Consider the following 21,808-nt stretch of genomic DNA (forward strand, 5'->3'; position numbering starts at 1 on the left):
CCCTCCCCTCCCCCCTAACCCCCTCCGCAGCCGCGACGGTTCCCGTCAGCCGCGCCCCCTTTTACCCGGCGCGGTTGACGGGAACCGTCGCGGCTGCGTTCTGGGTTTGGCGGGTGGAGGGGGTGTGGATGGGTTGGTGGGCGGTTCGGGGTTGTGCACAGATGTCGGCCCGAGCGTCCGATCGAGGCATGACCGGCGGATCATCGCTGCATGGACGAACACGGCGACACCTCGTCGTCGGACATGTTCCGCAGGCGCGACGCGCTCATCGCCCGCGGTTCCGATGACCGGCGACTGCGTCAGGAACTCGACGGCGGCACGCTGATCAAACCGTGGCGCGGCGTCTATCTTCCTGCGCCGGAATCGAGTTCCGCCGACGCCGCCTACCTGGCCCGGGTATTGGCCGCGTGCGAGGTCGCGGAGATCGACAAGGTGGTCAGTCATCAGTCCGCAGCAGCACTCCATGGCCTGCCGCTGCTGCACCCCGACCGTTCCCATGTGCACTTCACCGTGAATCGCGCCTCCGGTGGTCATCGACGGGGACAAGTCCTCCACCCTGCACGACTCGCGTCCGCCGACGTCGTGTCCGTCGACGGACGTACGGTCACCTCGCTCGCCCGCACCGCGGCCGACATCGCACGAACCGGGAACATGATCCAGGCCGTGTGTGTCTTCGATTCCGCACTACGTGCGGGAGCAACAGTCGACGAACTCCGCGACGTCGTGGCTCGCAACCGCGGTCGAGTCGGCAACACCGTGGCGCGCGCGGCCCTCCCCCACGCGAACCCGCAGTCGGAATCCATCGCCGAATCATTCAGTCGGGCACTGATCGTCGGCTTCGACGACGTCCCAACCCCCGTCGTGCAGCACGAGTTGTTCACACCCTCCGGGCTCTTCGTCGCCCGCGTGGACCTCTACTGGGAAGAAGACCGGATGGTCGGGGAGGTCGACGGTCGCGCAAAGTACACCGCCGATCTCGAACCGGGAGAGCAGCCCGGTGACCGGGTCTGGGATGAGAAACGTCGCGAAGACGCCATCCGGGACCTCGACGAGACCGTGGTCCGATGGGGATGGCAGGAGTGCATGCACCCCGAACGACTCCACGCACTCCTCCGCCGCGGCCTGGACCGCGCCCGCAGACGCCGCTGAACCGCAGCCGCGACGGTTCCCAGCATCCGCGCCGGGTAATCGGGGTCGCGGATGCCGGAAACCGTCGCGGCTGCGGAAAGGGGTTTGCGTGGGTGGGGCGAGAGGGGTGGGAGGGAGAGGGGTGGGAGGGAGAGGGTTGGGGGGTCAGACTTTGGAGTTGCCCATGTCGATCTGGAACTCCGCCCCGGTGATCGCCTTGGCGCCGTCCGAGGACAGATACAGCACGGCATCGGAGATCTCGTCCAACGAGGCCACCGGGTGGTAGTCGAGCACGGAGGTCAGATGTGGTGTCACCCAAGGCATACCGAAGATCCGGTGCGCCTCGGTGTCGGCGACCCCCATCGGGGTGTCGACCGCGTAGGGGTGGACGCTGTTGACCCGGATCCGGTAATGCCCGAGTTCCTTGGCCGCCGTCTGGGTGAGACCGCGCAGTCCGAACTTCGAGGCCGAGTACGACGCCTGCAACGGCATGGCCTTCAGCCCTGCCACGGAACTGATCACGACGATGGAACCGCCGTTGCCTGCCTCGAGCATCGCGGGGATGGTCGCCTTCAGGGTCTTCCACGTGCCGACCAGGTTGACGTCGACGACGTCGGTGAACTGCTCCTCGGAGAGTTCCCACACTTTGCCCCACGTGAGGATGCCCGCGTTGGCGATCACGTGGTCGAGACCGCCGAACTGTTCGACCCCGTCGGCGACCAGTTCTTGCTGGAACGCGAGGTCGCGTGTATCACCCTGGCGGGCAAGAATTTTACCCCCGGCCTCCTCGACGAGCCGGATCGTCTCGGCGAAGTCGTCGGTGGTCGCCGACGGATAGGTGGCGTGCTCGGCCACCGGACCGGCGATGTCGAGACCGATGATTGCCGCGCCCTCGCGTGCGAATCGCAGGGCATGATTCCGGCCCTGCCCACGTGCGATACCGGTGATGTAGACGACCTTGCCGTCGAATTGGCCCATCCGCCGAGTCCTCATTCTCTCGTTCTGGTCACCGGTGGCGATGGTCCCGTCTCCGCACCCCCGGCACCGGAGATACGCGAACACCCGCCACGGGTGAACTGTGTCGCAAAAACTGTAACACGTTCTACTTTGTGGCGGGCGTTCGCGAGACCCGAGAGATCAGTTGTCGCCGAAGGTGCGTTCGAAATCCTCCGGGATGATCAGGTCGTTCCGGGACAGTTCGTGAACACTCTTGTGCCCCAGCCCCATGACCACACCGTCGAGACCCATGCGTAGCAGGTCGAGGACGTTCTCGACACCGGCCTGACCGTTCGCCGCCAGACCCCAGAGGTAGGCGCGGCCGACCATGACGGCCCGGGCGCCCAAGGCCAGGGCCTTGGCAACGTCGCTGCCCCGGCGGACGCCACCGTCCAGCAGGACGTCGACCTGATTGCCCACCTGATCCGCGATCGGACCGAGCAGCCGGATCGTGGCCGGGGTGCCGTCCAGGTTGTTGCCACCGTGATTCGAGACGGAGATGGCCGACGCACCGATGTCGACGGCCCGCTTGGCATCATCGATTCGGGTGATGCCCTTGACCATGAACGGCCCGTCCCACTGCTCGCGCAGCCATTGCAGGTCCTCCCAGGTGGGCGGCGGAGTGTTCATCCACTGGCCGTAGGCTCCGAAGAACGTCGGTCCCTGCTCCCCCTTGGGCGTCAGGTTGGGCGCGGTGAGGTCGGGGATCTCGACCTTGCCGCCGCGGACCCAGTCGAGGGCGTAGCGAGGTTTGACCGCGATCTCCGGTGCCAGTTTCAGCAGCGCCTGGAAATCGACCTTCTCCGGGATGTCCGGGCTGCCCCAGTCGCGACCGATGTTGAACACCCAGTCGGTGGTGACGATGAGCCCCTGGGCGCCTGCCTCCTTGGCTCGCTGTGCGCGAGCGAGGATGTCGTCACGCGTGCCCAGCCAGTAGATCTGGAAGAAGACCTTGTCGTTGACGGCGGTGACCTCTTCCACCGGATGCGATGCGAAGCTCGACAGCCCCATGGCCGTCCCCCGCGCGGCTGCCGCTCGGGCGACCGCGACCTCGCCGTCGGGGTCGACGGCCTGCACGCCGGTCGGCGAGATCATCACCGGGAACGAGAGCTCCTGGCCCATCACCGTGGTGGACAGCTCGCGATCCGGCTGTGCGCCGACCACGTGCGGCGCGAAGCCGAGTTCGGAGAACGCATTGACGTTGTCGTTCAGCGTGATACCGGCCTGCGTACCGGCGACCAACGACGCGTACACCGACTTCGGCAGCCGCTTCTTCGCACGACGCTGCGCCTCGTGAACGGTTTCGAACCACGGGTTGCGGGCCCAGGGATTGGCCATTGTCTTTCCTACCTACTTCATTGTGGGATGGCAGCACGGATCACCCGAAGGGTCGGGCATCCCGTCGCTACGGGGTGGGTCAGAGTGTGAAGCCCGCGAGCGGGTTCTCGTCACAGCTCTTCGACGGCGGGGCACCGACCGGCAACAGATCGCCGTCGGCCTGGCGGGTCATCAGCGTCAGCGGCGTGCCACGTGAATGATCTTTGTTCGCAGTCGGTTTGGAGCGCTCACCGGCCAGCAACTGCTCGCCGTAGCCTTGCACGCACTCCGGGTCGGGCCCGGCAAGGGGCAGGCCGGTGAAGAATTTCGCGGCCATACAGCCGCCGCGGCACGCATCGAAGTGGGCGCACTTCGTGCAGGCTCCCGCGTTCTGCGGTTCGCGCAGTTCGGTGAACAGATCCGAGTGCTGCCAGATCTGCTGGAAGCCGCCGTCGGTGAGGATGTTGCCGGCGAGGAAGTTCTCGTGGATCGCGAACGGGCAGGCGTACACATCGCCGACCGGATCGATGAGGCACACCACGCGGCCGGCACCACACAGGTTCAGCCCCGGGAGTGCGCCACCACCATCGGTCCCGCCGAACGCGGAGAGATGGAAGAACGAGTCACCGGTCAGTACCCCGTCCCCGTGCGCGACAAGCCAGTTGTAGAGCTCACGCTGCTGTTCGGGCAGCGGGTGCAGATCGTCCCACACGTCGGCGCCGCGACCCGATGGACGCAAGCGGGTGATGCGCAGGGTCGCGTTGTACCGGTCGGCCAGCGCCTTGAACTCGTCGAGCTGCTCGACGTTCTGCCGCGTCATCACGACGCTGATCTTCGCGTCGGCGAAGCCCGCCTCGTGCAGGTTCTCCAGGGCGCGCACCGCCATGTCGAAGGAGCCCGGGCCGCGGACCGCGTCGTTGACCTCCGCGGTGGCGCCGTCGAGCGAGATCTGTACGTCGACGTAATCCGAGGCAGCCAGACGCTCCGCCACTGCCTTGTCGATTCGTAATCCGTTGGTGGAGAACTTCACCCCGACCTGGTGGCTGGTCGCGTAGTCGACCAGCTCCCAGAAGTCGGGCCGAACGGTCGGTTCGCCGCCGCCGATGTTGACGTAGAAGACCTGCATGCGCTGCAGCTCGTCGATGATCGCCTTGCACTGTTCGGTGGAGAGCTCGCGCGGGTCGCGCTTACCCGACGACGACAGGCAGTGCACACACGCGAGGTTGCACGCGTAGGTCAGCTCCCAGGTCAGGCAGATCGGGGCGTCTAGGCCCTTCTCGAACTGGTCGACCAGCCGTCCCACCTTGGGGGCCTTCGGGGCAGGCGGCGCAGGTGCGACGAGATCCGTTGCGGTGGGCGGAAGTTCCAATGTGGTCATCGGGTGTGACTCCTCAGGGCTGGGCGAGGCGAAGGACAGTACTCAGGCGGCGGGGCGGGGGACGATCATGCCCGAGTCGGCGAGCGCGCCGAGCGCCTGCACGTAGAGCGCACGATCTGCTTCGCCGATGCCTGCGGCGGCCAACGCGTCCGAGGCACTGGCGTGGTCGCCGAGTGAGGACACGATGTCCACGACTGTCAGGTTCTTCAGGAAGGACAGCTTGCGGGTGCCGAAATGGTAGAGCAGCGCGCCGAACGGCTCGGGCCGCAGAGCGACCTTCGGATTGAGCGTCCATGCCCCACCGGAATCGAATTGCGGTGCCGGGCCGGTGCCGGCGGCCGCGTCGAGGCGGCCGCCGGACACCGGTGCGGATGCCGGGGTCGACATCAGTAGACCCCGCACATCCCGTCGATCGACACCTCTTCGACGAGGGACTCGCCCACGAGCTCGGTGTCCTGCGTCGACGTGGCTGACTGATCGGCCATGATCCAACCTCCAATTTTTGACGGTAGTGATGCGGATCACCGAATACTATAATGGCACTCGGTGCAGAAAAACACCCCCGGGCCAAAACTGACCAGACGGACAGGTGACGATGAACCCATCAGACGCGGTGCACCCACTCGTACGCACCGCGCACGCAGGTCGCCGACCGGTCACCTCGCGAGCCCAGATCAGTGCGGTCGCGATCGACCTCTTCACCGCCAGAGGCTTCGAGGAGACGAGCGTCGACGACGTCGCGGACGCGGTCGGCATCGCGCGCCGCACCCTGTTCCGCTACTACCCGTCCAAGAACGCGATCGCCTGGGGCGATTTCGACGGACATCTCGCCGAGATGCGCGCCCTGTTGGCCGAGATCCCCGACGATCTGCCGATCGCCGAGGCCCTGGGGCGCGCACTCATCTCGTTCAACGAGGTGCCCGACACCGAACTCACCGCCCACCGCCGACGGATGTCGCTGCTACTGGGAGTGCCCGCGCTCCAAGCACACTCGATGCTCATGTACGCGGAGTGGCGTCAGGTGATCGCCGACTTCTGCGCGCACCGCCTCGACCTGGGCGAGCACGACCATCTCCCCCAGACGATCGCCTGGATGTGCCTGGGCACCGCACTCGCCGCCTACGAGCAGTGGCTCGCCCACCCCGGCTCCGACCTCGAAGCCCTGATCGTCGCCGGTACACGTACTCTGTCGCAAGGAGTCGGCGCGCTGTCGTGATCGGCTCCCCATGCGATACGCTGGACTAGAACGTGTTCTACTTTTGTTCCGGAACGGCGATGCCGGACGCCCGTCCGGACATGCCGGCCAGACATGGAGAGGTGGCGAGATGACCGAGTTGACACCGCATGGCTCGCGCAGTGTGATCCTCACGGTCGCCGAGGTCATCGACGAGACCGCGGACGCCCGATCAGTCGTCTTCGAGCTCCCGGACACCCTCACCGAGTCCTTCACGGACTACAAGCCCGGCCAGTTCCTGACGCTGCGGATTCCGAGCGATCAGACCGGGTCGGTTGCGCGTTGCTATTCGCTCGCGTCCGCGCCCGGCACCGACAAGCTGCCGAAGGTCACCGTCAAACGTACGGTCGACGGTTACGGATCCAATTGGGTCTGCGACAACCTCACCGCCGGCGCCCAGATCGAGGTGCTGCCGCCCTCCGGTGTCTTCACCCCCAAGGAACTCGACACCGAGTTGCTGCTCATCGCGGCGGGCAGCGGTGTCACCCCGGTGATGTCCATCCTGAAATCGGCCCTGCACGGCGGCTCCGCCCGGGTCACCTTCTTCTACGCCAACCGCGGCGTCGACGACGTGATCTTCGCCGATGAGTTGCGCGAACTACAGCACGCGCACGCCGATCGACTCACGGTGATCCACTGGCTCGAGTCCCTCCAGGGGCTGCCGAGCCATGAAGTGCTGACCACCACCTTCCGGCCGTACTCCGGGCACGCCGCCTACATGTGCGGTCCCGGTCCGTTCATGGACGCGGTCCACAAAGGCCTTGCGGGCGCCGGATTTCCGCATCACAACGTGCACACCGAGGTATACAACTCGCTGTCCGGGGACCCGTTTGCCGACGTGGAACTCGACGAGGTCAGCGAGGCCGAGGACGCCGAGGCCGCGACGGTCGAGGTGGAACTCGACGGCGAGACACACAGTCTGAGATGGCCGCGGAAACGGTCCCTGGTGGACATCATGCTGGCCGCGGGTCTCGACGCACCGTACTCCTGCCAAGAAGGCGAATGCGGTTCGTGCGCCTGCACCCTCAGCGAGGGTACGGTCGAGATGGAGAACACGGGGGCGCTCGATCCGGAGGACATCGCCGACGGTTACATCCTCGGATGCCAGGCGCACCCCACGTCGGACTCGCTCAAGATCGAGTTCTGACCCGCCGCCGCGCGAACTCGACGAGAAGGACTGACGATGAATCCCGAACGACTGGCACGTGGCCTCGGTGGCATGCTGTTGACCATCGGCACATTGCATTTCGTCGCACCGAAGCCGTTCGACGAGATCATCCCGAAAGAGATCCCCGCCGATCCGCGGACACTCACCTATGCATCAGGTGTCGCAGAGGTCGCCATCGGCGCCGGCCTGCTGGCACCGCGCACGCGACGCCCGGCTGCCGCACTGGCCGCCGCCCTCTTCGTCGCGGTCTACCCGGCGAACATCAACATGGTGCGACTGTGGAAGGACAAGCCTGCCGGGATGAAGGCCGTCGCGATCGGCCGGCTGCCGCTGCAGTTCCCGATGATCTGGGCCGCGGTCAAGGTGTTCCGCTCCACACCGCAGAGTCGCTGATCCACAACCGCTTTCGGGCCTCGTCGAGGTTTCGATGGCGGAGTCGCTCAGCGTAGAGACCGCAGATGCGCCCGTTCAACGGGATCGAGGTGCTCGGTCGCGTAACTCAGTGCGGTACGGCCCATCTCGGCAGCATGAGCACCCAGGTAATCGGTCAGCACGGTGCGGTCCACGCGTTTCCCGAGTTCGCGCAACATCCATCCGGTCGCCTTCTGGATCAGGTCACGACGATCCTCGATGACAACCGGGATCACGGCGAGCGTGGCATCGGGAGACCCGCGCTTGAGGAATGCGAACGTCCCTACGATGCCTGCTCGTCGGCACCACAGGTCGTCGGCTTCCGCCAGTTCGACAAGCGGCTGGTGGTCGGCCCGCGCGACCAGCCATTCGCCCAGGATCGGGTCGGCCGACGAGTCGATGAGATCCCAGTTGTCCACCCGCCCGTCGTGCAGGGCAGTCAGATAGAGCTCGACCCAGGCGATCTGCTCGGTGCCGGACGGAGCCCTCTCGTACTCGGCACGGAGCAGGAAGAGGGCGAGCAGGCGATGCTCGTGGATCGGCGAATCCAACAGCTCACGGATCACGCTCGGCTGCACTCCGCGAAATCTCTTGGCCACCTTGCGTAACGGCGGCACTGCGACACCGACGAACACATCGCCCTCGCCGTATTCGCCCGGCCCGGTCTTGAAGAAGCGCGCGGAACTCGCGGCCCGGACAGGATCCGCGAGGTCGGCGACCGCGGCCACGATCTCCGTTGCCGAGAACGCGGCGACCATCGTCAGCCGATGACGTCGGCGATCGGGGTCCGCGTCAGGAGCTTCGGGCGCGTCTTCATGACCGCGCCGACCTTGCCCGCACCGACCACGCCGGTCAGGATGCCGTCACGGCTGTAGTAGGCCAAGAACTTTCGGCCGTCGTCGTCCACCACGTGGACCTCGTCGGTCGACTCCGGGCGGCCGAGGACCTGGATCTTGAGATCGTACTGATCGCTCCAGAAGTATGCGGGGGTGGCGGGGATCATCGCGTCCGTCTTCGCGATCCGGTGCGCGACGACACTCGCCTGCTCGACCGTGTGCGTCCAGTGCTCGACCCGCCGTGTGCCACCGTTCTCGGTGCGCCAGTTGGCCACATCGCCGAGGGCATAGACGTCGGGCGCAGACGTCACACCGTGTTCGTCACAGGCGATTCCGCCACCGACCTCACGGGGGGCGACCTCGATGCCCGAACCGTCGAGATAGTCGATGACGGGCGCCGATCCGATTCCGACCACCACGATGTCGGCGTCGACCTCCGCGCCGTCGGACAGGCGCACCCCGCGGACCCGGAAGCCGTCCGACAGCACCTCGTCCACCCCGATGCCCGTGCGGACGTCGACGCCGTTGGCGACATGCAGCCGGGTGACCAGGTTGCCGATCTCGGCCCCCAGCGCCGCGACAAGAGGAGTCGGTGCCGGTTCGACCAGGGTCACCGTCAGGCCACGCTGGTTGAGACTCGCCGCGACCTCGCAGCCGATGAATCCGGCACCCACCACGACCGCCCGGGTCGCACCCTCGAGCTCACCGCGCAGGGTGAGAGCGTCATCGATGCTGCGCAAGACGTGCACACCCGGCACGTCGTCGGCACCGGGCAGCGACCGGGGCCGCAGCCCGGTGGCGAGGACCAGGGTCTCGTACGCCACGATCTCGCTGCTCGCGGGATCGTCGAAACGCTCGACGGTGACCGTGTGATCGTCCGGGGAGATGGCACTCACCCGCTCCCCGACCCGCAGGTCGATCGACGAATCGCCGAAGAACTCGGCAGGCTTCAGGTCGACGCGGTCATCCTTGCCGAGCAGCACCGACTTCGACAGCGGCGGGCGATCGTAGGGCGGATGGGGCTCGGCCCCGATCAGCGTGATGGTTCCGGCATAGTTGTTGGCGCGCAGGCTCTCAGCGACGCGGATCCCGCCCAGACCCGCTCCCACCACCACCACACCCGCGGTTGACCCACTCATCTGCGTCCTCCCGTGACGTATTCAGATCCGCGCCCACGAGGTGCGACCCGGCGCCGCGACGTCGACGCGTTCCGCGTCGCCTGCGGTCGCCGGCCACCGTGAGCCGGCCGGAGATGCGCTTGATTGCACCCCCTCATCGGGTGACATCGCCGACCATCTCGAGGTCGGCGAGCCGCCAGTTGCCCCCGACATTACGCATAGTGGCCCACCGAGCGGTAGAGGTGCGTTCTCCCCCGGCGCCGGCGGATGGGGTCACGCCGGGAAACCTCACGGACTGATCGGTGAACACCATCATCTGGGCCTGGTCTGCGGCGTACGCGTTCACCCCGACGCCGACCACTCGCACCGTCATGCTCGCTCCGCCCGTCACGGCCCCGGGCAACACCACGTCGGGCCCTTCACTGCGGTACTGGAGGAGCAACGAACCCGTCAGATGCGTGGCCACCGCCGCGCGATCGGACGGCGTGGCACCGGGCCCGAAGGTCATGAGCGCCGTGACCGCTTGGCTCGTCGCGGCCTGCACGGCGTCGCGCTGGTCCTCGTCGGGAACCGGGCGCGCGCGGTGGGCACCCACGAATCCGGCGATCGCGACGATCGTCGCGACGAGCAGAATCGCCACCGCCGTACCGAACCAGCGCCGTCCACGACGGGTGAGCTGCAACCCGCCGGTCATGTCAGCCCCGCCCGACTCATCAGCCACCCGGCGGCTGTTCGCGTCATCGTCACCTCGACGGTCACACGACGGTCGTCGTAGTCCCCACCGACCAGAGTCGGATCGGTGGCCTCCGCGACCACGAGAACACGTGCCTGCGCACCGACGTCGTCGGAGGGCGGATCCGTGATCAGACCGGCGGACAAGACCTGCCCGGTACTCGGCTGGTCCTGGCGACCGATCTCGGCGACGAGGGCGTCGCGCGACGTCACGAGTCGGTCGTGCTGAGCCCCGGTGGTCACCGCAAGCACCCGATCGATGTACCCGGCGGGGTCCTGGGGGTTCGCGGTCAGCAAGGTGGTCACCGCCGAATGTGATCCATCGAGTGCCGCCGTCGCGGCATCGGCGCGTTGGGCCGCAAATCGGTTGTGCACCGCGACGCCCACGATCACCGCGACCAGGACCACCGCGACGGCCACGGCGACCGCAGCCCCGATCATCAGGCGTCGCGACCTGCGACGGGCCCGATCGCGCAGCGGTCCCGCCGCCGCGACACGCGCCAGACGCGTGGTCCGGGTCGCCTCGACAACCCGTTGCCGCGCCTGTTCCAGGCGCCCCTCGACGACCTCACTCACGAGATCACCTCGACACGAGTCAGCAGCCAGTGGTCGGCGTTCTTGTCGAATCTCGCTGTGACCGAGGCCTTCTCGGTGATCGGCACACCTCCGGGCGCGGCGGGCGTCGTCACGATCTTCGCGCGGATCACCACGTCCCCGGTGTCGGGTCCCGCGTCGACGATGCCGACGGCCTCCGGCGTCCACACGACGCTGCGTGCACCATCAGCCGGCGGGCGGGCGAGTTCCGATGCATAACGGGCGGCGAACTCGCCGCCGACCAGTCCTCGGGCCCGAATCCGATCGGCCCGCCACGTCGCGCTGTCGACCGAGAAGACCTGCGCCACCACCTTGCCGGCGTCCTTGCGCAGTTCATCGCGGCTGCGCTCGGTGGCGGAGTCGGTGACCGAGATCCGCCACTGCCATGCCAGCACCGCGAGCAGGACGACGAGCACCGCCACGATCGCGCAGCCGATGACGACCGCCAATCGCCTCGAGACGATCCGGGAATTGCCGCCCCAAGCGCCGGCACGGGTATCGGTCATGGGATGTACTGCACCGCCGAGAGTTTCAGCTGACCGTCGTCGGGCGAAACCAGCACCCGTAGCCGGAACTGCCGGATCGCGGCGGCGCGTCCCGCGACCGCGTCACCGGAGAACTCGACCGTCGCAGCAACCAGGACTGCGGCTTCGTCTCCGGACCGGCCGGAGACCCCGGCGCCATCCACCGTTCCTCGCGCCACCGTCCCCTGGCTCTGGATGAATCGGCTGTAACCGTCGGCGGATTGCGCGAACTCGTCGTAGAATGCGCCGGCCGCACCGTCGAGGATGCGCCGCGCCTGGTCGAGCCGTCGATGATCGGGACTGAGCAGGAGGGACACCCTCGCCACCGCCGCCCGCTGGAAGTCGCTGTCGGTGTAGGCGTGCTCCGCGCGTACCCACAACGTCCCTCCGACGACTGCCGCGACCACGGCGACGACGGTCAGGACCGCCACCAGCCACCGGATGCGAGACGGGCGCCGCTCACCGGCCTCGATCTCCGCCGTCCGCAGTTCGTCGACCGCGCTGCGCAACTCGGCACGCGCGGTCCGCTCGTCGTCGAGCAGACGGTCGCCGGCCATGCGTCGTTCCTCTCACCGATGGCGCCGACGCCATCGTCGGGCCGATTCCACCCTAACCGTGACGCCGGACACAGCCGCAGGGGCGTCGTCCGCTCGGACGCCCTACCGCCCGTCGGCGCCGATTCGCTGCGAGTATGCTGCGCGCTGATCGTGGTCGTAGTCCAAGAACATGCTGTCCAGCTTGGTCATTCGGCGCGACATCCGCTTCATGCGCTGCGGGATCGTCGCGTTGGCATGCACCCAGCCCATGGACCGAGGGGCCGTCACGCGAACCCGCGGCCGGGCGATGATCGACACGACCTCTGCAGCGACGTCCTCGGGATCGACCGGCCGGACGAGCGAATTGGTCCGGAGCCCCGAGATCAGACCGGTTCTGGTGAAGGTCGGCAGCACCGTACTGATCCGCACGCCGGTGGATTCCAACTCCGCATCGAGGGCCTCGGAGAACTCGATGACGGCGGCTTTCGCGCCGTTGTAGATGGTCAGTCCGGGAGTGGGCAGACGTCCGGCGACCGATGCGATGTTGACGACCTGGCCGCGCCCCCGCGTCACCATCCGACGGGCCGCGAGCTGGGTTCCGGTGATCACCCCGATGACATCGATGTCGAAGGTTCGCCGGATCAGGGCCTCGTCGTAGGAGAGGAAATGCCCGACCGGCATGATCCCGGCGTTGTTGATCAGTACATCGATCGGGCCGAGGGAATCCTCGACGCCGGTGAGGAAATCGTCGAAGGACTTGCGGTCGGTGACGTCGACGGAGAATCCCTCGACTCCGAGGTCGGCGGCCGCCTTGCCGACCGCCTCCTCGTCGACATCGCCGAGGGCGACGACGGCGCCCGCGTCGAACAGCTGTGTGGCCGTCTCGAATCCGATGCCGCGCGCACCGCCGGTGATGGCGATGATCTTGCCACGCAGAGCGGATCGGATCTCGTCATGATCGGGGTTACGGCTGAGTCGGTCGCGGAGGGACATCACTGATCCTTTGGTGCTGAACGGAATTGAGGAGACGGGAAACCCGGTGCGGTCACCAGATCATCGGGGCCAGATACTTGGCGGCGAGTGCCCGGACCGCTTCGGGTTGCGTCCGGCTCTCGTCGGAGGTGGGGACCTCGAGATAGGAGATGACCAACCGGACGTGGAGCTCCACCGCCTGCAGCAGATCGTCCGCGGGCATCGTGGCGCCTGCCTCCCGTAGCGTGGCAGCGACCCGATCGGTCACCATGTCGATGAACAGGGCGGTCACCGACGCGGTGATGCCCTTCATCTCCGAGTCGGTGAGCACCAGGCGGCGCATCAGCGGATCCTCGGACACCATCAGCGCGCCCTCGGCGAAGGCCTCGACCACCGCATCGGCGGGTCCGAGCCCGACGACTGCCTGTTCGAGACGGCGCATGCCACGTTCGTAGAGATCGTTGGCCACCGCCAGCAGCAGCGCCTCCTTGTTGGGGAAGCGGCGGTAGAGCGTGCTCCGGCTGACGCCCGCCTGCGCGGCGACCTCATCCATGTTTGCGCGCCGGACCCCGACCGAGGTGAACTCGGCCCCGGCCGCCGAGAGGATCGCCTGTTCCTGATCCTCCGGTGACGAGGTGTTGCGCGTCTTACGCGGCGCCCGTGTCGTCGTCATCGGCGTCGGATGCTCACGGGGAGCTTGTCTTTGGGCACGGGAAGAGAGCTGTAGTCCATCGGCATCGTATAGCCGTCTGGCACCGACCACTCGTGATCGCGTACCAGATGATGCAGGATCGTCTTGATCTCCATCTGGCCAAAATACAGGCCGATGCACTTGTGGACGCCACCGCCGAACGGCATCCACGCCATCCGGTGACCCTTGTCCTCGGCGCGGTCCGCCGAGAAGCGCTCGGGATCGAACATGTCCGGGTTGGTGAAGAACTCGGGGTCACGGTGATTGGTGAGCTGCGGCACCGAGACGAAGCTCCCCTTGGGGACGAAGTATCCCTGGACCGAGGTGTCCTTGATCGCCATCCGCGGCTGCGCGGGCACCGGCGGACACATCCGCAGGGATTCCTTCATCACCGCGTCGATGACCGAGAGCTTGCCGAGGTCGTCATAGCCGAGCTCGCGATCGAGTTCCATCGACTGCTCGTACGCCTTCTGTTGCCACTCGGGCGCTTTCGCCATCCGGTAGGCCATCTGCGTCATGGTGATGGTCGACGTGTCGTGGGCGGCCATCAACACGAAGATCATGTGATTGACCACGTCCTCGTCCGTGAAGCGATCGCCGTCGTCGCTCTCGGCATGGCAGAGCACCGAGAACAGGTCCGGCGTCTCACGCGCCCGTTTGGCCGGGATGTTCTCGTAGAAGAACTCCTCGAGGACCTTGCGAGACCGGAGCCCCTTCCACCACCGCCCGCCGGGAACCGGCTTGCGCACGTATGCGACTCCTGCACGGACTGTCTCGATGAAGGCCTTGTTGAGTCTGTCCGCATCGTGCTTGGGCAGTTCTACGCCGAGGAACACCTCGAGGGCGACGTCGAGCGTCAGCTCCTTGAACTCGCTGAACAGCTTCACATCGCCGGAGGGGAACCGCTCGATCCGATCGGCGATCATCGGCGCCATCTCCTGCATGTAGCCCTTGAGCGCCGACGGGGTGAACGCCTGCTGGAGGATGTGCCGGTGGTGCCGGTGCTCGTCGAAATCGAGCAGCATGATGCCGCGATTGAAGAAGGGGCCGATGAAGTAGCTCCAGGCCGGACCGTTGGCGAAGGCCTTGTCGCGGTTCATCAGGATCTCGTCGGCCGCCCTCGGACCGGACGCGATCACCATCTGGATACCCAGCGCATTGAGCCCGGACACCTGGCCGAACCGTGCCAGCCGGTCGTCGCCGAACGCAAACGGATCACGGCGCATGGACATCATCTCGAGGATTCCGTTGCGGTCGGCGCACGGCACCTCGAGCACGTCGCTGCCGGCCGGGGACTTCGCGAACACCGTCGTTGTCACGTCACGTCTCCTCACACCCACAGATCAGGGACAGACTGTGACCCCGATCGCATTCTCTCGAACCATTGGAACAGAATATCGAAAATGTTTCTAGTCCCGGCCGTGATCGGGGCCCCGGGCGGACAGCAACGCATGACAGCGGACCAGGCGGTCGCGCCACCACTGCTCACGCGGCCCATCGGCCAACGGCACAGCGCTCCGATCGATGATGTGTTCGGGCCCGAACCAATGCATGGTGACCGCCCCTTCGGCCGGCAGGAAGGGCACGGCCACATCGGCACTGAAGAGAGCGCCGGTGCCGAGCCCGCAGGCGTGGTCGAGGGTCGGTAGTGCGGCCGCCGCTGCCACTCCGGCAGAAATGCCCACCGCCGAGTCGAGCGCCGACGACACCACGACGGGCAGACCGATCGAGTCGGCGATCTCCAGCGTCGCCCGCATCCCACCGAGCGGCGCGACCTTGACGATGGCCACGTCGGCGGCACCGGCGGCGACCACCCGATAGGGATCGGCTGCCTTCCGGATCGACTCGTCCGCGGCGATCGGGACGTCGACGGCACGGCGAACCTCGGCGAGTTCCTCCACGGTTGCGCACGGTTGTTCGACGTACTCGACGTCGCCGATCGCCCGGATCGCCCGGATCGCCTCGACGACAGTCCATTTGCCGTTTGCGTCGACCCGCACCCGAGCCACCCCGGCGCGGGCGGCGGCCACCCGCGCGACGTCGTCGTCGAGCGTCTGCCCGGGCTCGGCGACCTTGACCTTCGCGGTCGACGCCCCCGGATAGCGAGCCAGTATGCCGGCGACCTCGTCCGCCGGGACAGCCGGCACGGTCGCATTGACGGCGATCACGTTGCGTACCGGCGGCGGCGGCCCCTGGTAGGCCGCCTCGATCCCGGCCGCGAGCCACGCCGACGCTTCGTCGTCGTCGTATTCCACGAACGGACCGAACTCCCCCCATCCGGCCGGCCCGCGGAACACCATCGTCTCGCGCACGGTGAGGCCACGGAACCGCGTGCGCATCGGCAATCGGACCACCAACGCCGTGGCGAGCAGGTCGGCCGTTGTGGGCAGTGCGTTCCCGGACATCACCGGTCCCTTCTCACGAAGCCTCCTTGGAACAAATCTTTTACTTCGTTCCAAGCTGGGTTAGTCTCCTCACATGTCAGTCAACCAGGACTACGAGCAGTCGATCCGCGAGGCCGAACCGGTCATCGTCGACGACGAGGCCGATACGGCGATCCCCTCGCCGCGTCTCGGTGCCGATTCCCTCGTCTGGAAGTTCTACGGCGACAGTCGCGGAGTCCTTGGCTTCCAGCGCCTCGCCGGCACCGAGAACTGCATCGAACAGCTCGGCCAGGCAGTGCTCGACCACTCCGTCATCTTCGACGACTTCCTGGGTCGCGCGCGACGGACCGGACCACCGGTGATGAAGACCGTCTACAGCACCGAGCCCCAGAAGTGGGGACGCACGGTTCGCGACTTCCACCGCGACATCAAGGGCACCATCAGCGACGGATCGCGGTATCACGCACTCAATCCCGAGCTGTTCTATTGGGCACACGCGACGTTCGTCGATCAGGTGCTCTACATCACCGACACATTCATCCGCAGGTTGAGCTACGCCGAGAAGGTCCAGATCTTCGAGGAGAGCAAGATCTGGTACGAGCTGTACGGAGTCAGCGCCCGGAGCCAGCCGCAGACCTACGAGGAGTTCCTCGCCTATTGGGACGACATGCTGAACCGGTTCGTCCCGCACAAGACCGTCGTGTACGCCACCGGCTACATCCGCCAGGGCCTCCCCCGGCCCAAGAAGATCCCGGCGACGGTGTGGAGGGTGGCTTCGGTCCCGCTGAACGGATTCATCCGCACGGTCATCGTCGGCACGATCCCGCAACAGATGCGCGACGTGTGCGGTCTCGAGTGGGATGCCAAACGGGAGAAGCGCTTCCAGCGTTTCGCGGCGGCCATGCGGGCGGCGAATCCGGTGTTCAACCGACTGCCACTGAAATGGCTCTACGTGCCATGGGCCTACCAGGCCTGGCGAGAGATCGGCGTGGACCCACGGCCGTTGTACAACAAGAAGGGGTCGTCGTAGGACGACTCCCCCGGTGACCGGAGGCGCGGCGTGGGCCCCAGGTCTCCGTCGAGCGCTCTGCTGATCGATGGTCCGATCCGCGCGAAGTCTGCTGCCGCCGTCGACATCGGGTAGACGTCGGCGATCAGTGCCAGCCAGTGATAGATCTGCCGGAGATCGTCGGTCGACAACGGCCCGTTGACCCAGTTGTCACTCTTCCAGGTCTCACGTTCCCAGGTCTGCCAGGGGTAATCCGCGTCGGCCGGCGGGGACACCGAGTACAGCCCACGGACGATGACGTCGTTGCGAGCGGCCCCGGACTCCGTGCGCCATCGGGCCACGACCTCCCCGAACCCGACGTAGTCGTCGGCCGTCCACGCGCTCACCGGGAATCGCTTCCACCCTGCACGACGGATCGTCCTGGCGATCTTGCTGTCGAGCACCGGGCTCGGATGGTCTGGTGCTCCGCCGCCGGCGAAGTACAGAAACCACGTGAAGCCGGTGGGCCCGAGACGCTCGATCGTGTTGCCGCCGCGTTCGGGCTTCAGCAGTTCGAAGGCGGTGGCCGGATCCTCACGACTCGCCTGCGCCGCCTCCTGGAGCAATCTCCCGATCCGTCGTCTGTCGGTCGCCACCGCGACCATGCGGCGCTTGTTCTCGCCGGGGCGCCGACCGTGACAGAACGCGATGGTGTTCCACAGCAGGTTGATCGCATCGTCGGGGGACGCGAGGGCGGCGTCGGCCAGACCGAAAAGGTCTGTGCGTGAGATGGTCTCGCCGCACAACACACCGGGAAGACCATGCTCGGCGAGTTGCTCGGCCCACCATGGGCGGTCGACGCCGACAGCGTCGTCGAGGAGTTCTGTGGTGCGGTCGCCTGCGGCGAGCCAGTCGATCAGGATGGTCGGTGGTGCGAGATCGCGGGGACTCATGGTTCTTAGGACGCAGCCCGGGGCCGAGCGGTTCCCACGATCTGCTGGCCTATGGCGACCGGAGGAATTCACCTGCGGCCGAGTCGAAATCGGCGGCCCGGTCCCGGTGCACACTGTGACCGGCGCCGATCACCGTGAACCGGCCGCCGGGGAGCACCTCGCTGAGCGAGCGGAGATGCTGCGGCGGTAGGAAGCTGCGTCGTCCACCCGAGATGACCAGGGCAGGCGCCGTGACCGCCCGCAGACGCGTCCACCAGTCGGGGTCGGCGACCTCGAACTGGGTCGAGACGTCGGTGGCCACCCGCCGGTCGAATCGGATGATGGGAACCGGATTGCGTACGGCCCAGCCCAGTCCGCGCACGCGTTCGCCGAGCGATGCCGCGACGACGATGTTCTCGTCGAGATCGTGTTGATCCCGCGGCATCGGCGGGATCTCCTCGAGGACGATGCGCCGCACGCGGTTCGGCACATCCATCGCCAACCTGAGCGCGGAGTGCGCCCCGAGCGAATGCGCGACCACGTCGGCCACCTCGATGTCGAGGTCGTCGAGGACGAATCTCAGGTCGTCGCGGAAGTCGTCGAGCCGGTAGCTCGCGGCGTGCCCGCTCCGGCCGTGACCGCGGAGATCGACGGAGACGACCGACCTGCCCTCACGGCGTAGCGCCCTGGCGAAAGTGCGCCAGGTGCTGTGGTCACCGGCCATGCCGTGCACCAGCACGACGGGCGGACGATCGGGGTCGACCCCGGCGACCCGGACATTGAGTGCGAGGTCCCCCGAAGCGGTCGGTCGATGCAGCACGCGCATGCCATCGAGGGTAATGAGCGGTGCTGTCGCCGAGATTCCGGGTGCTGCCGGCGGATCAGTCGCGGAACCAGCCGCTCTTCTTCGCACGCATCACCATGTCCTGCCAGTAACCCCACTGATGGGTTCCGAGCGCCGGATAATCGGCCGTGATCCGCACTCCAGCAATCGCAGCCCCGACCTCGAAAGTGCGGGTCTGCGCGAGTGAGATGACCTCGAGCGGGGTGCCCTTGATGGATCCGATCGCATCGGTGTTGTACTTCCCCCACACACCCGACGCCGCGCCCACCCGAATGCGCATCCCCCGCATCCGGGGGATCTGGACGAGGGCGTCGTTGCGAACCCACCGTTCGTTCCACGGCAGACCCCACATGGCGTCGGCACTGAACGGACCGACCCCCGCGGCCATCCCGGCGTCGATCAGCGCCAGCCGCACCGCTTCCCGCATGGTCGGCGCAGACAGATTGAGGAAACCCGACATCGAGAAGACATGGGAGATCCGCTTCCGGTGGTACGCACCGTAGATCATCGCCGCGTTGCCGCCCATCGAGATACCCATGACGGCGTACTTACCCCGCGGCCCCACCGCGAGACCGCGCGCATCCAGTTCTCTCACAATGGTGTTCAGGCGACATGTCCAGCGATACCGGTACTTGATCTTGTTTCCCGGGCTGGCGGCATTCCAGTCGGTGTAGAAGCTCGCCAGTCCGCCGACCGGTTCCACCACGTTCACACCGGTGTTGGCGATCCGCTGAATCTGCGTCTCATGGCGCCAGCCGCTCTCGTCGTTCGTCGCCCGAAGCCCATCGAGCGCGATCACCGTCTTGTAGTTGCCCCATCTGGTCCACATGTCCACCGGCGTCGAGGGCATCCCGCACCCCGACACGTAGAAACGACCGAAAGAGGCCGCGTTTGCGGTCCCCGCGGCGACCACTCCCGTCCCGGCGGCCGCGGCGAGCGCGAGCAGAAACACGAGAAGGCGTCGCCGCGCGACGGCAAAGCGCCCGCGGTCGTTGAGAACTGGCACCGCAGCACCGTAATTCGCCCACACCTGCGATTGCCATGGTTGTGACCACAGCTCCCGCACATTGCAATCAGGGTGTTACCAAAGTGACGCATGTGACTGGGGCCGGGTCCGTGCTGTTCGACACCGGTTCGGCCGGATCACCGCAGGATTTGCCTTCGCTCCTGACGCAGACGACGAAGGCGGCCACACTCGCGGATCGCGAAGCGCAGGACGGGATTATGTGATTCATCCAGAGAAGCGGAGTGTCCTCCTCGCCAGGGACAAGCGGTTTCCGTAGAACGCATGGGGCGTCTGTTTCCGCCCACGACGGGTGCTGGAGAACGTGACCGGGGGCCAACGCAGTCTGGCCCTACCCGGGGATCGGTCCGGCGGCGGCCTCGCGCAGCTTCGCGATTGTGACTATCTTGCGACGGACGCTTCCCACCGCGCGGCTCGCGGTGCGCTCGGCCTTGTCGATGTTCGACCAGCCGCCGCCGTCGATCGGCAGCACTCCGCGCGACGCGAGCATCGCGACGACGTCGTCGCGCGACAGGGACGGTGTCGGCAGGGCCCCGCCGACGATGTCCTCGACAATCACCGACGCCGTCTCCTGTCCGCAGAACCGGTTGGTTCCGATACCGCCTGACGCACCGCGCTTGAGCCAGCCCGCGACATACTGCCCGGGCAAGTGCTCGCCCTCCGTATTGACGACGCGACCGGCATGATTGGGCACGGTACCGGTCGCCTCGTCGAACGGCAGCCCGTCGACGACTTGGCCACGGTAGCCGATCGATCTGATGACCAGGCCGGTGGAGAGCTCGCTCGTCTCGTCGGTCGGGCACACCCGGCCCTGCGCGTCGTAGCCGTTGCGGACGACGCGTACACCGGTGACCGTCGAGTCGCCGAGGACCTCGGTCGGTGCACTCAGGTACCGGAACACGACTCGTCGGTCGGCTGAGTGGGTGCCGTTCGCCGCGTACTCGCGGGCGAGCCGAACCTTCGATCCGATCGTGGTGTCGACGGTTCCGTCGTCGAGTTGGGCGGCGATCTGCGGCGACACCGTCAGGTCGTCGTCGTCGACGACGACGTCGACCCCGTCGACGAGGCCGATCGACAGGAACTCCGAGTTCGTGTAGGCACCGTCGGCGATGCTGCGCCGGCCGAGAATCACGACCTCGCGGATCGACGACGCCCGCAGCGCCTCCAGCGCGTGCTGCGCGATGTCGGTCGAGGCGAGCTCGTCGGGATCAGTGAGCAGGATGCGCGCCACGTCGAGTGCCACGTTGCCGTTGCCGACGATCACTGCACGGTGCGACGACAGGTCGTATACGTCGTCGGCGTGATCGGGATGCCCGTTATACCACGCGACGAACTCGGTGGCCGCTACCGAGCCGGGCAGATCCTCGCCGGCTATCCCCAGCTTCTTGTCGGTCGACGCCCCGCTCGCGTGCAGCACCGCGTGATAGCGGTCGGCGAGCTCGTCGAGCATGATGTCGCGACCGACGGTCACGTCGAGTCGGTACTGGAAGTTCTTCTTCCGCTCGGTCGAGGCGAAGGTTCGCTCCACCGCCTTGGTCGCCGCGTGGTCGGGCGCCACACCCGCGCGCACGAGACCGTACGGCGTCGGCAGCCGGTCATACATGTCTACCTGCACCGATCCGAACCTGACGAGTTCTTCGGCCGCGTAGAACGCGGCCGGACCGGCTCCCACGACGGCGATATACACGTCGCCGTCGGGGAGTTTCGGGACCCGCCTCAATGGTGCCTCGCCCGCCTCACCATCGTGGTCGAGGTAATAGTCGGCGTTCAATCGGAGGTACGGCTCGTCCTCGTCGGCGAGTTCGCCGTCCGGGAAGATCGCACCGACCGGACACGCGTCGACGCAAGCACCGCAGTCGATGCAACTCTCCGGGTCGATGTAGAGCATCTCGGCCGTGCGGAACTCGGGCTCTTCGGGCGTCGGATGAATACAGTTCACCGGGCAGACGCTGACGCAGCTAGCGTCGTTGCAGCACGGTCGCGTGATCACGAACGCCACGG

Annotated in this window: 24 protein-coding genes; 5 read left to right on the plus strand and 19 right to left on the minus strand. The window is 66.8% G+C overall.

Annotation, left to right across the window (positions count from 1 at the left end; genetic code table 11):
* The first annotated feature begins 210 nt into the window (after positions 1-210).
* Positions 211-1,149 (plus strand): type IV toxin-antitoxin system AbiEi family antitoxin domain-containing protein, encoded by a 939-nt coding sequence (locus tag OVA31_RS04575; protein ID WP_267629909.1) that lies wholly within the window; start codon positions 211-213, stop codon positions 1,147-1,149.
* 144 nt (positions 1,150-1,293) lie between these two features.
* On the opposite strand, the gene OVA31_RS04580 is transcribed toward OVA31_RS04575, so the two are convergent.
* The 5 genes from OVA31_RS04580 to mftA all read right to left on the minus strand — a co-directional run bounded on the left by OVA31_RS04580 (position 1,294) and on the right by mftA (position 5,304).
* Positions 1,294-2,106: a mycofactocin-coupled SDR family oxidoreductase gene (locus tag OVA31_RS04580; RefSeq protein WP_267629911.1), complete on the minus strand. Its 813-nt coding sequence runs from the start codon at positions 2,104-2,106 to the stop codon at positions 1,294-1,296.
* Positions 2,107-2,265: 159 nt separating this feature from the next.
* Positions 2,266-3,462: a pre-mycofactocin synthase MftD gene (gene mftD, locus OVA31_RS04585; RefSeq protein WP_267629912.1), complete on the minus strand. Its 1,197-nt coding sequence runs from the start codon at positions 3,460-3,462 to the stop codon at positions 2,266-2,268.
* A 79-nt stretch (positions 3,463-3,541) separates the two neighbouring features.
* Positions 3,542-4,819, minus strand: coding sequence for a mycofactocin radical SAM maturase (mftC, locus tag OVA31_RS04590; protein WP_267629913.1), 1,278 nt, complete (start codon positions 4,817-4,819; stop codon positions 3,542-3,544).
* Between the two features lie 42 nt (positions 4,820-4,861).
* Positions 4,862-5,206, minus strand: coding sequence for a mycofactocin biosynthesis chaperone MftB (gene mftB, locus OVA31_RS04595; protein ID WP_267629914.1), 345 nt, complete (start codon positions 5,204-5,206; stop codon positions 4,862-4,864).
* Positions 5,206-5,304 (minus strand): mycofactocin precursor MftA, encoded by a 99-nt coding sequence (gene mftA, locus OVA31_RS04600; protein ID WP_267629915.1) that lies wholly within the window; start codon positions 5,302-5,304, stop codon positions 5,206-5,208. The genes mftB and mftA overlap by 1 nt, the downstream gene beginning before the upstream one ends.
* 110 nt (positions 5,305-5,414) lie before the next feature.
* Between mftA and mftR the strand changes: the two genes are divergently transcribed.
* The 3 genes from mftR to OVA31_RS04615 all read left to right on the plus strand — a co-directional run bounded on the left by mftR (position 5,415) and on the right by OVA31_RS04615 (position 7,614).
* Complete coding sequence (gene mftR / locus OVA31_RS04605) at positions 5,415-6,035, plus strand: mycofactocin system transcriptional regulator (RefSeq protein WP_267629916.1); 621 nt, start codon at positions 5,415-5,417, stop codon at positions 6,033-6,035.
* A gap of 109 nt (positions 6,036-6,144) precedes the next feature.
* Complete coding sequence (locus tag OVA31_RS04610; protein WP_267629917.1) at positions 6,145-7,200, plus strand: ferredoxin--NADP reductase; 1,056 nt, start codon at positions 6,145-6,147, stop codon at positions 7,198-7,200.
* Between the two features lie 36 nt (positions 7,201-7,236).
* A complete protein-coding gene (locus OVA31_RS04615; RefSeq protein WP_267629918.1) occupies positions 7,237-7,614 on the plus strand; it encodes a DoxX-like family protein in 378 nt (125 codons plus the stop codon).
* A 47-nt stretch (positions 7,615-7,661) separates the two neighbouring features.
* On the opposite strand, the gene OVA31_RS04620 is transcribed toward OVA31_RS04615, so the two are convergent.
* From OVA31_RS04620 to OVA31_RS04665, 10 genes are all read right to left on the minus strand, one after another.
* Positions 7,662-8,390, minus strand: coding sequence for a DNA alkylation repair protein (locus OVA31_RS04620; protein ID WP_267629919.1), 729 nt, complete (start codon positions 8,388-8,390; stop codon positions 7,662-7,664).
* Between the two features lie 2 nt (positions 8,391-8,392).
* A complete protein-coding gene (locus tag OVA31_RS04625) occupies positions 8,393-9,607 on the minus strand; it encodes an NAD(P)/FAD-dependent oxidoreductase (protein WP_267629920.1) in 1,215 nt (404 codons plus the stop codon).
* 133 nt (positions 9,608-9,740) lie between these two features.
* Positions 9,741-10,280, minus strand: a complete 540-nt coding sequence (locus OVA31_RS04630; RefSeq protein WP_267629921.1) for a hypothetical protein — start codon at positions 10,278-10,280, stop codon at positions 9,741-9,743.
* Positions 10,277-10,894, minus strand: a complete 618-nt coding sequence (locus OVA31_RS04635; RefSeq protein WP_267629922.1) for a hypothetical protein — start codon at positions 10,892-10,894, stop codon at positions 10,277-10,279. The genes OVA31_RS04630 and OVA31_RS04635 overlap by 4 nt, the downstream gene beginning before the upstream one ends.
* Positions 10,891-11,418, minus strand: a complete 528-nt coding sequence (locus OVA31_RS04640; protein ID WP_267629923.1) for a hypothetical protein — start codon at positions 11,416-11,418, stop codon at positions 10,891-10,893. Before OVA31_RS04640 ends, OVA31_RS04635 begins: the two co-directional genes overlap by 4 nt.
* Complete coding sequence (locus OVA31_RS04645; RefSeq protein WP_267629925.1) at positions 11,415-11,993, minus strand: hypothetical protein; 579 nt, start codon at positions 11,991-11,993, stop codon at positions 11,415-11,417. Before OVA31_RS04645 ends, OVA31_RS04640 begins: the two co-directional genes overlap by 4 nt.
* Before the next feature lie 102 nt (positions 11,994-12,095).
* The gene (locus OVA31_RS04650; RefSeq protein ID WP_267629926.1) at positions 12,096-12,965 is read right to left on the minus strand and encodes an SDR family oxidoreductase; all 870 of its coding nucleotides are present in this window, start codon (positions 12,963-12,965) and stop codon (positions 12,096-12,098) included.
* Positions 12,966-13,017: 52 nt separating this feature from the next.
* Positions 13,018-13,617 carry a TetR/AcrR family transcriptional regulator gene (locus OVA31_RS04655; RefSeq protein WP_267629927.1) on the minus strand — a complete coding sequence of 200 codons (600 nt, stop codon included), beginning with the start codon at positions 13,615-13,617 and terminating at the stop codon, positions 13,018-13,020.
* Complete coding sequence (locus tag OVA31_RS04660) at positions 13,614-14,954, minus strand: cytochrome P450 (protein WP_267629928.1); 1,341 nt, start codon at positions 14,952-14,954, stop codon at positions 13,614-13,616. Before OVA31_RS04660 ends, OVA31_RS04655 begins: the two co-directional genes overlap by 4 nt.
* Before the next feature lie 90 nt (positions 14,955-15,044).
* Complete coding sequence (locus OVA31_RS04665) at positions 15,045-16,040, minus strand: o-succinylbenzoate synthase (protein WP_267629929.1); 996 nt, start codon at positions 16,038-16,040, stop codon at positions 15,045-15,047.
* Positions 16,041-16,113: 73 nt separating this feature from the next.
* Here OVA31_RS04665 and OVA31_RS04670 point away from each other — a divergent pair, with 73 nt between their 5' ends.
* The gene (locus tag OVA31_RS04670; protein ID WP_267629930.1) at positions 16,114-17,049 is read left to right on the plus strand and encodes an oxygenase MpaB family protein; all 936 of its coding nucleotides are present in this window, start codon (positions 16,114-16,116) and stop codon (positions 17,047-17,049) included.
* On the opposite strand, the gene OVA31_RS04675 is transcribed toward OVA31_RS04670, so the two are convergent.
* The 4 genes from OVA31_RS04675 to OVA31_RS04690 form a co-directional block, all read right to left on the minus strand.
* Positions 16,983-17,960, minus strand: a complete 978-nt coding sequence (locus tag OVA31_RS04675; protein ID WP_267629931.1) for a hypothetical protein — start codon at positions 17,958-17,960, stop codon at positions 16,983-16,985. The genes OVA31_RS04670 and OVA31_RS04675 overlap by 67 nt on opposite strands.
* 49 nt (positions 17,961-18,009) lie before the next feature.
* The gene (locus tag OVA31_RS04680; RefSeq protein WP_267629933.1) at positions 18,010-18,765 is read right to left on the minus strand and encodes an alpha/beta fold hydrolase; all 756 of its coding nucleotides are present in this window, start codon (positions 18,763-18,765) and stop codon (positions 18,010-18,012) included.
* A gap of 55 nt (positions 18,766-18,820) precedes the next feature.
* Complete coding sequence (locus OVA31_RS04685) at positions 18,821-19,729, minus strand: alpha/beta hydrolase (protein WP_420714193.1); 909 nt, start codon at positions 19,727-19,729, stop codon at positions 18,821-18,823.
* Positions 19,730-20,138: 409 nt separating this feature from the next.
* The gene (locus OVA31_RS04690; protein ID WP_267629935.1) at positions 20,139-21,806 is read right to left on the minus strand and encodes an FAD-dependent oxidoreductase; all 1,668 of its coding nucleotides are present in this window, start codon (positions 21,804-21,806) and stop codon (positions 20,139-20,141) included.
* Between the last annotated feature and the right edge of the window lie 2 nt (positions 21,807-21,808).

This window comes from Gordonia sp. SL306 (genome assembly GCF_026625785.1).
Classification (GTDB): Bacteria; Actinomycetota; Actinomycetes; order Mycobacteriales; family Mycobacteriaceae; genus Gordonia.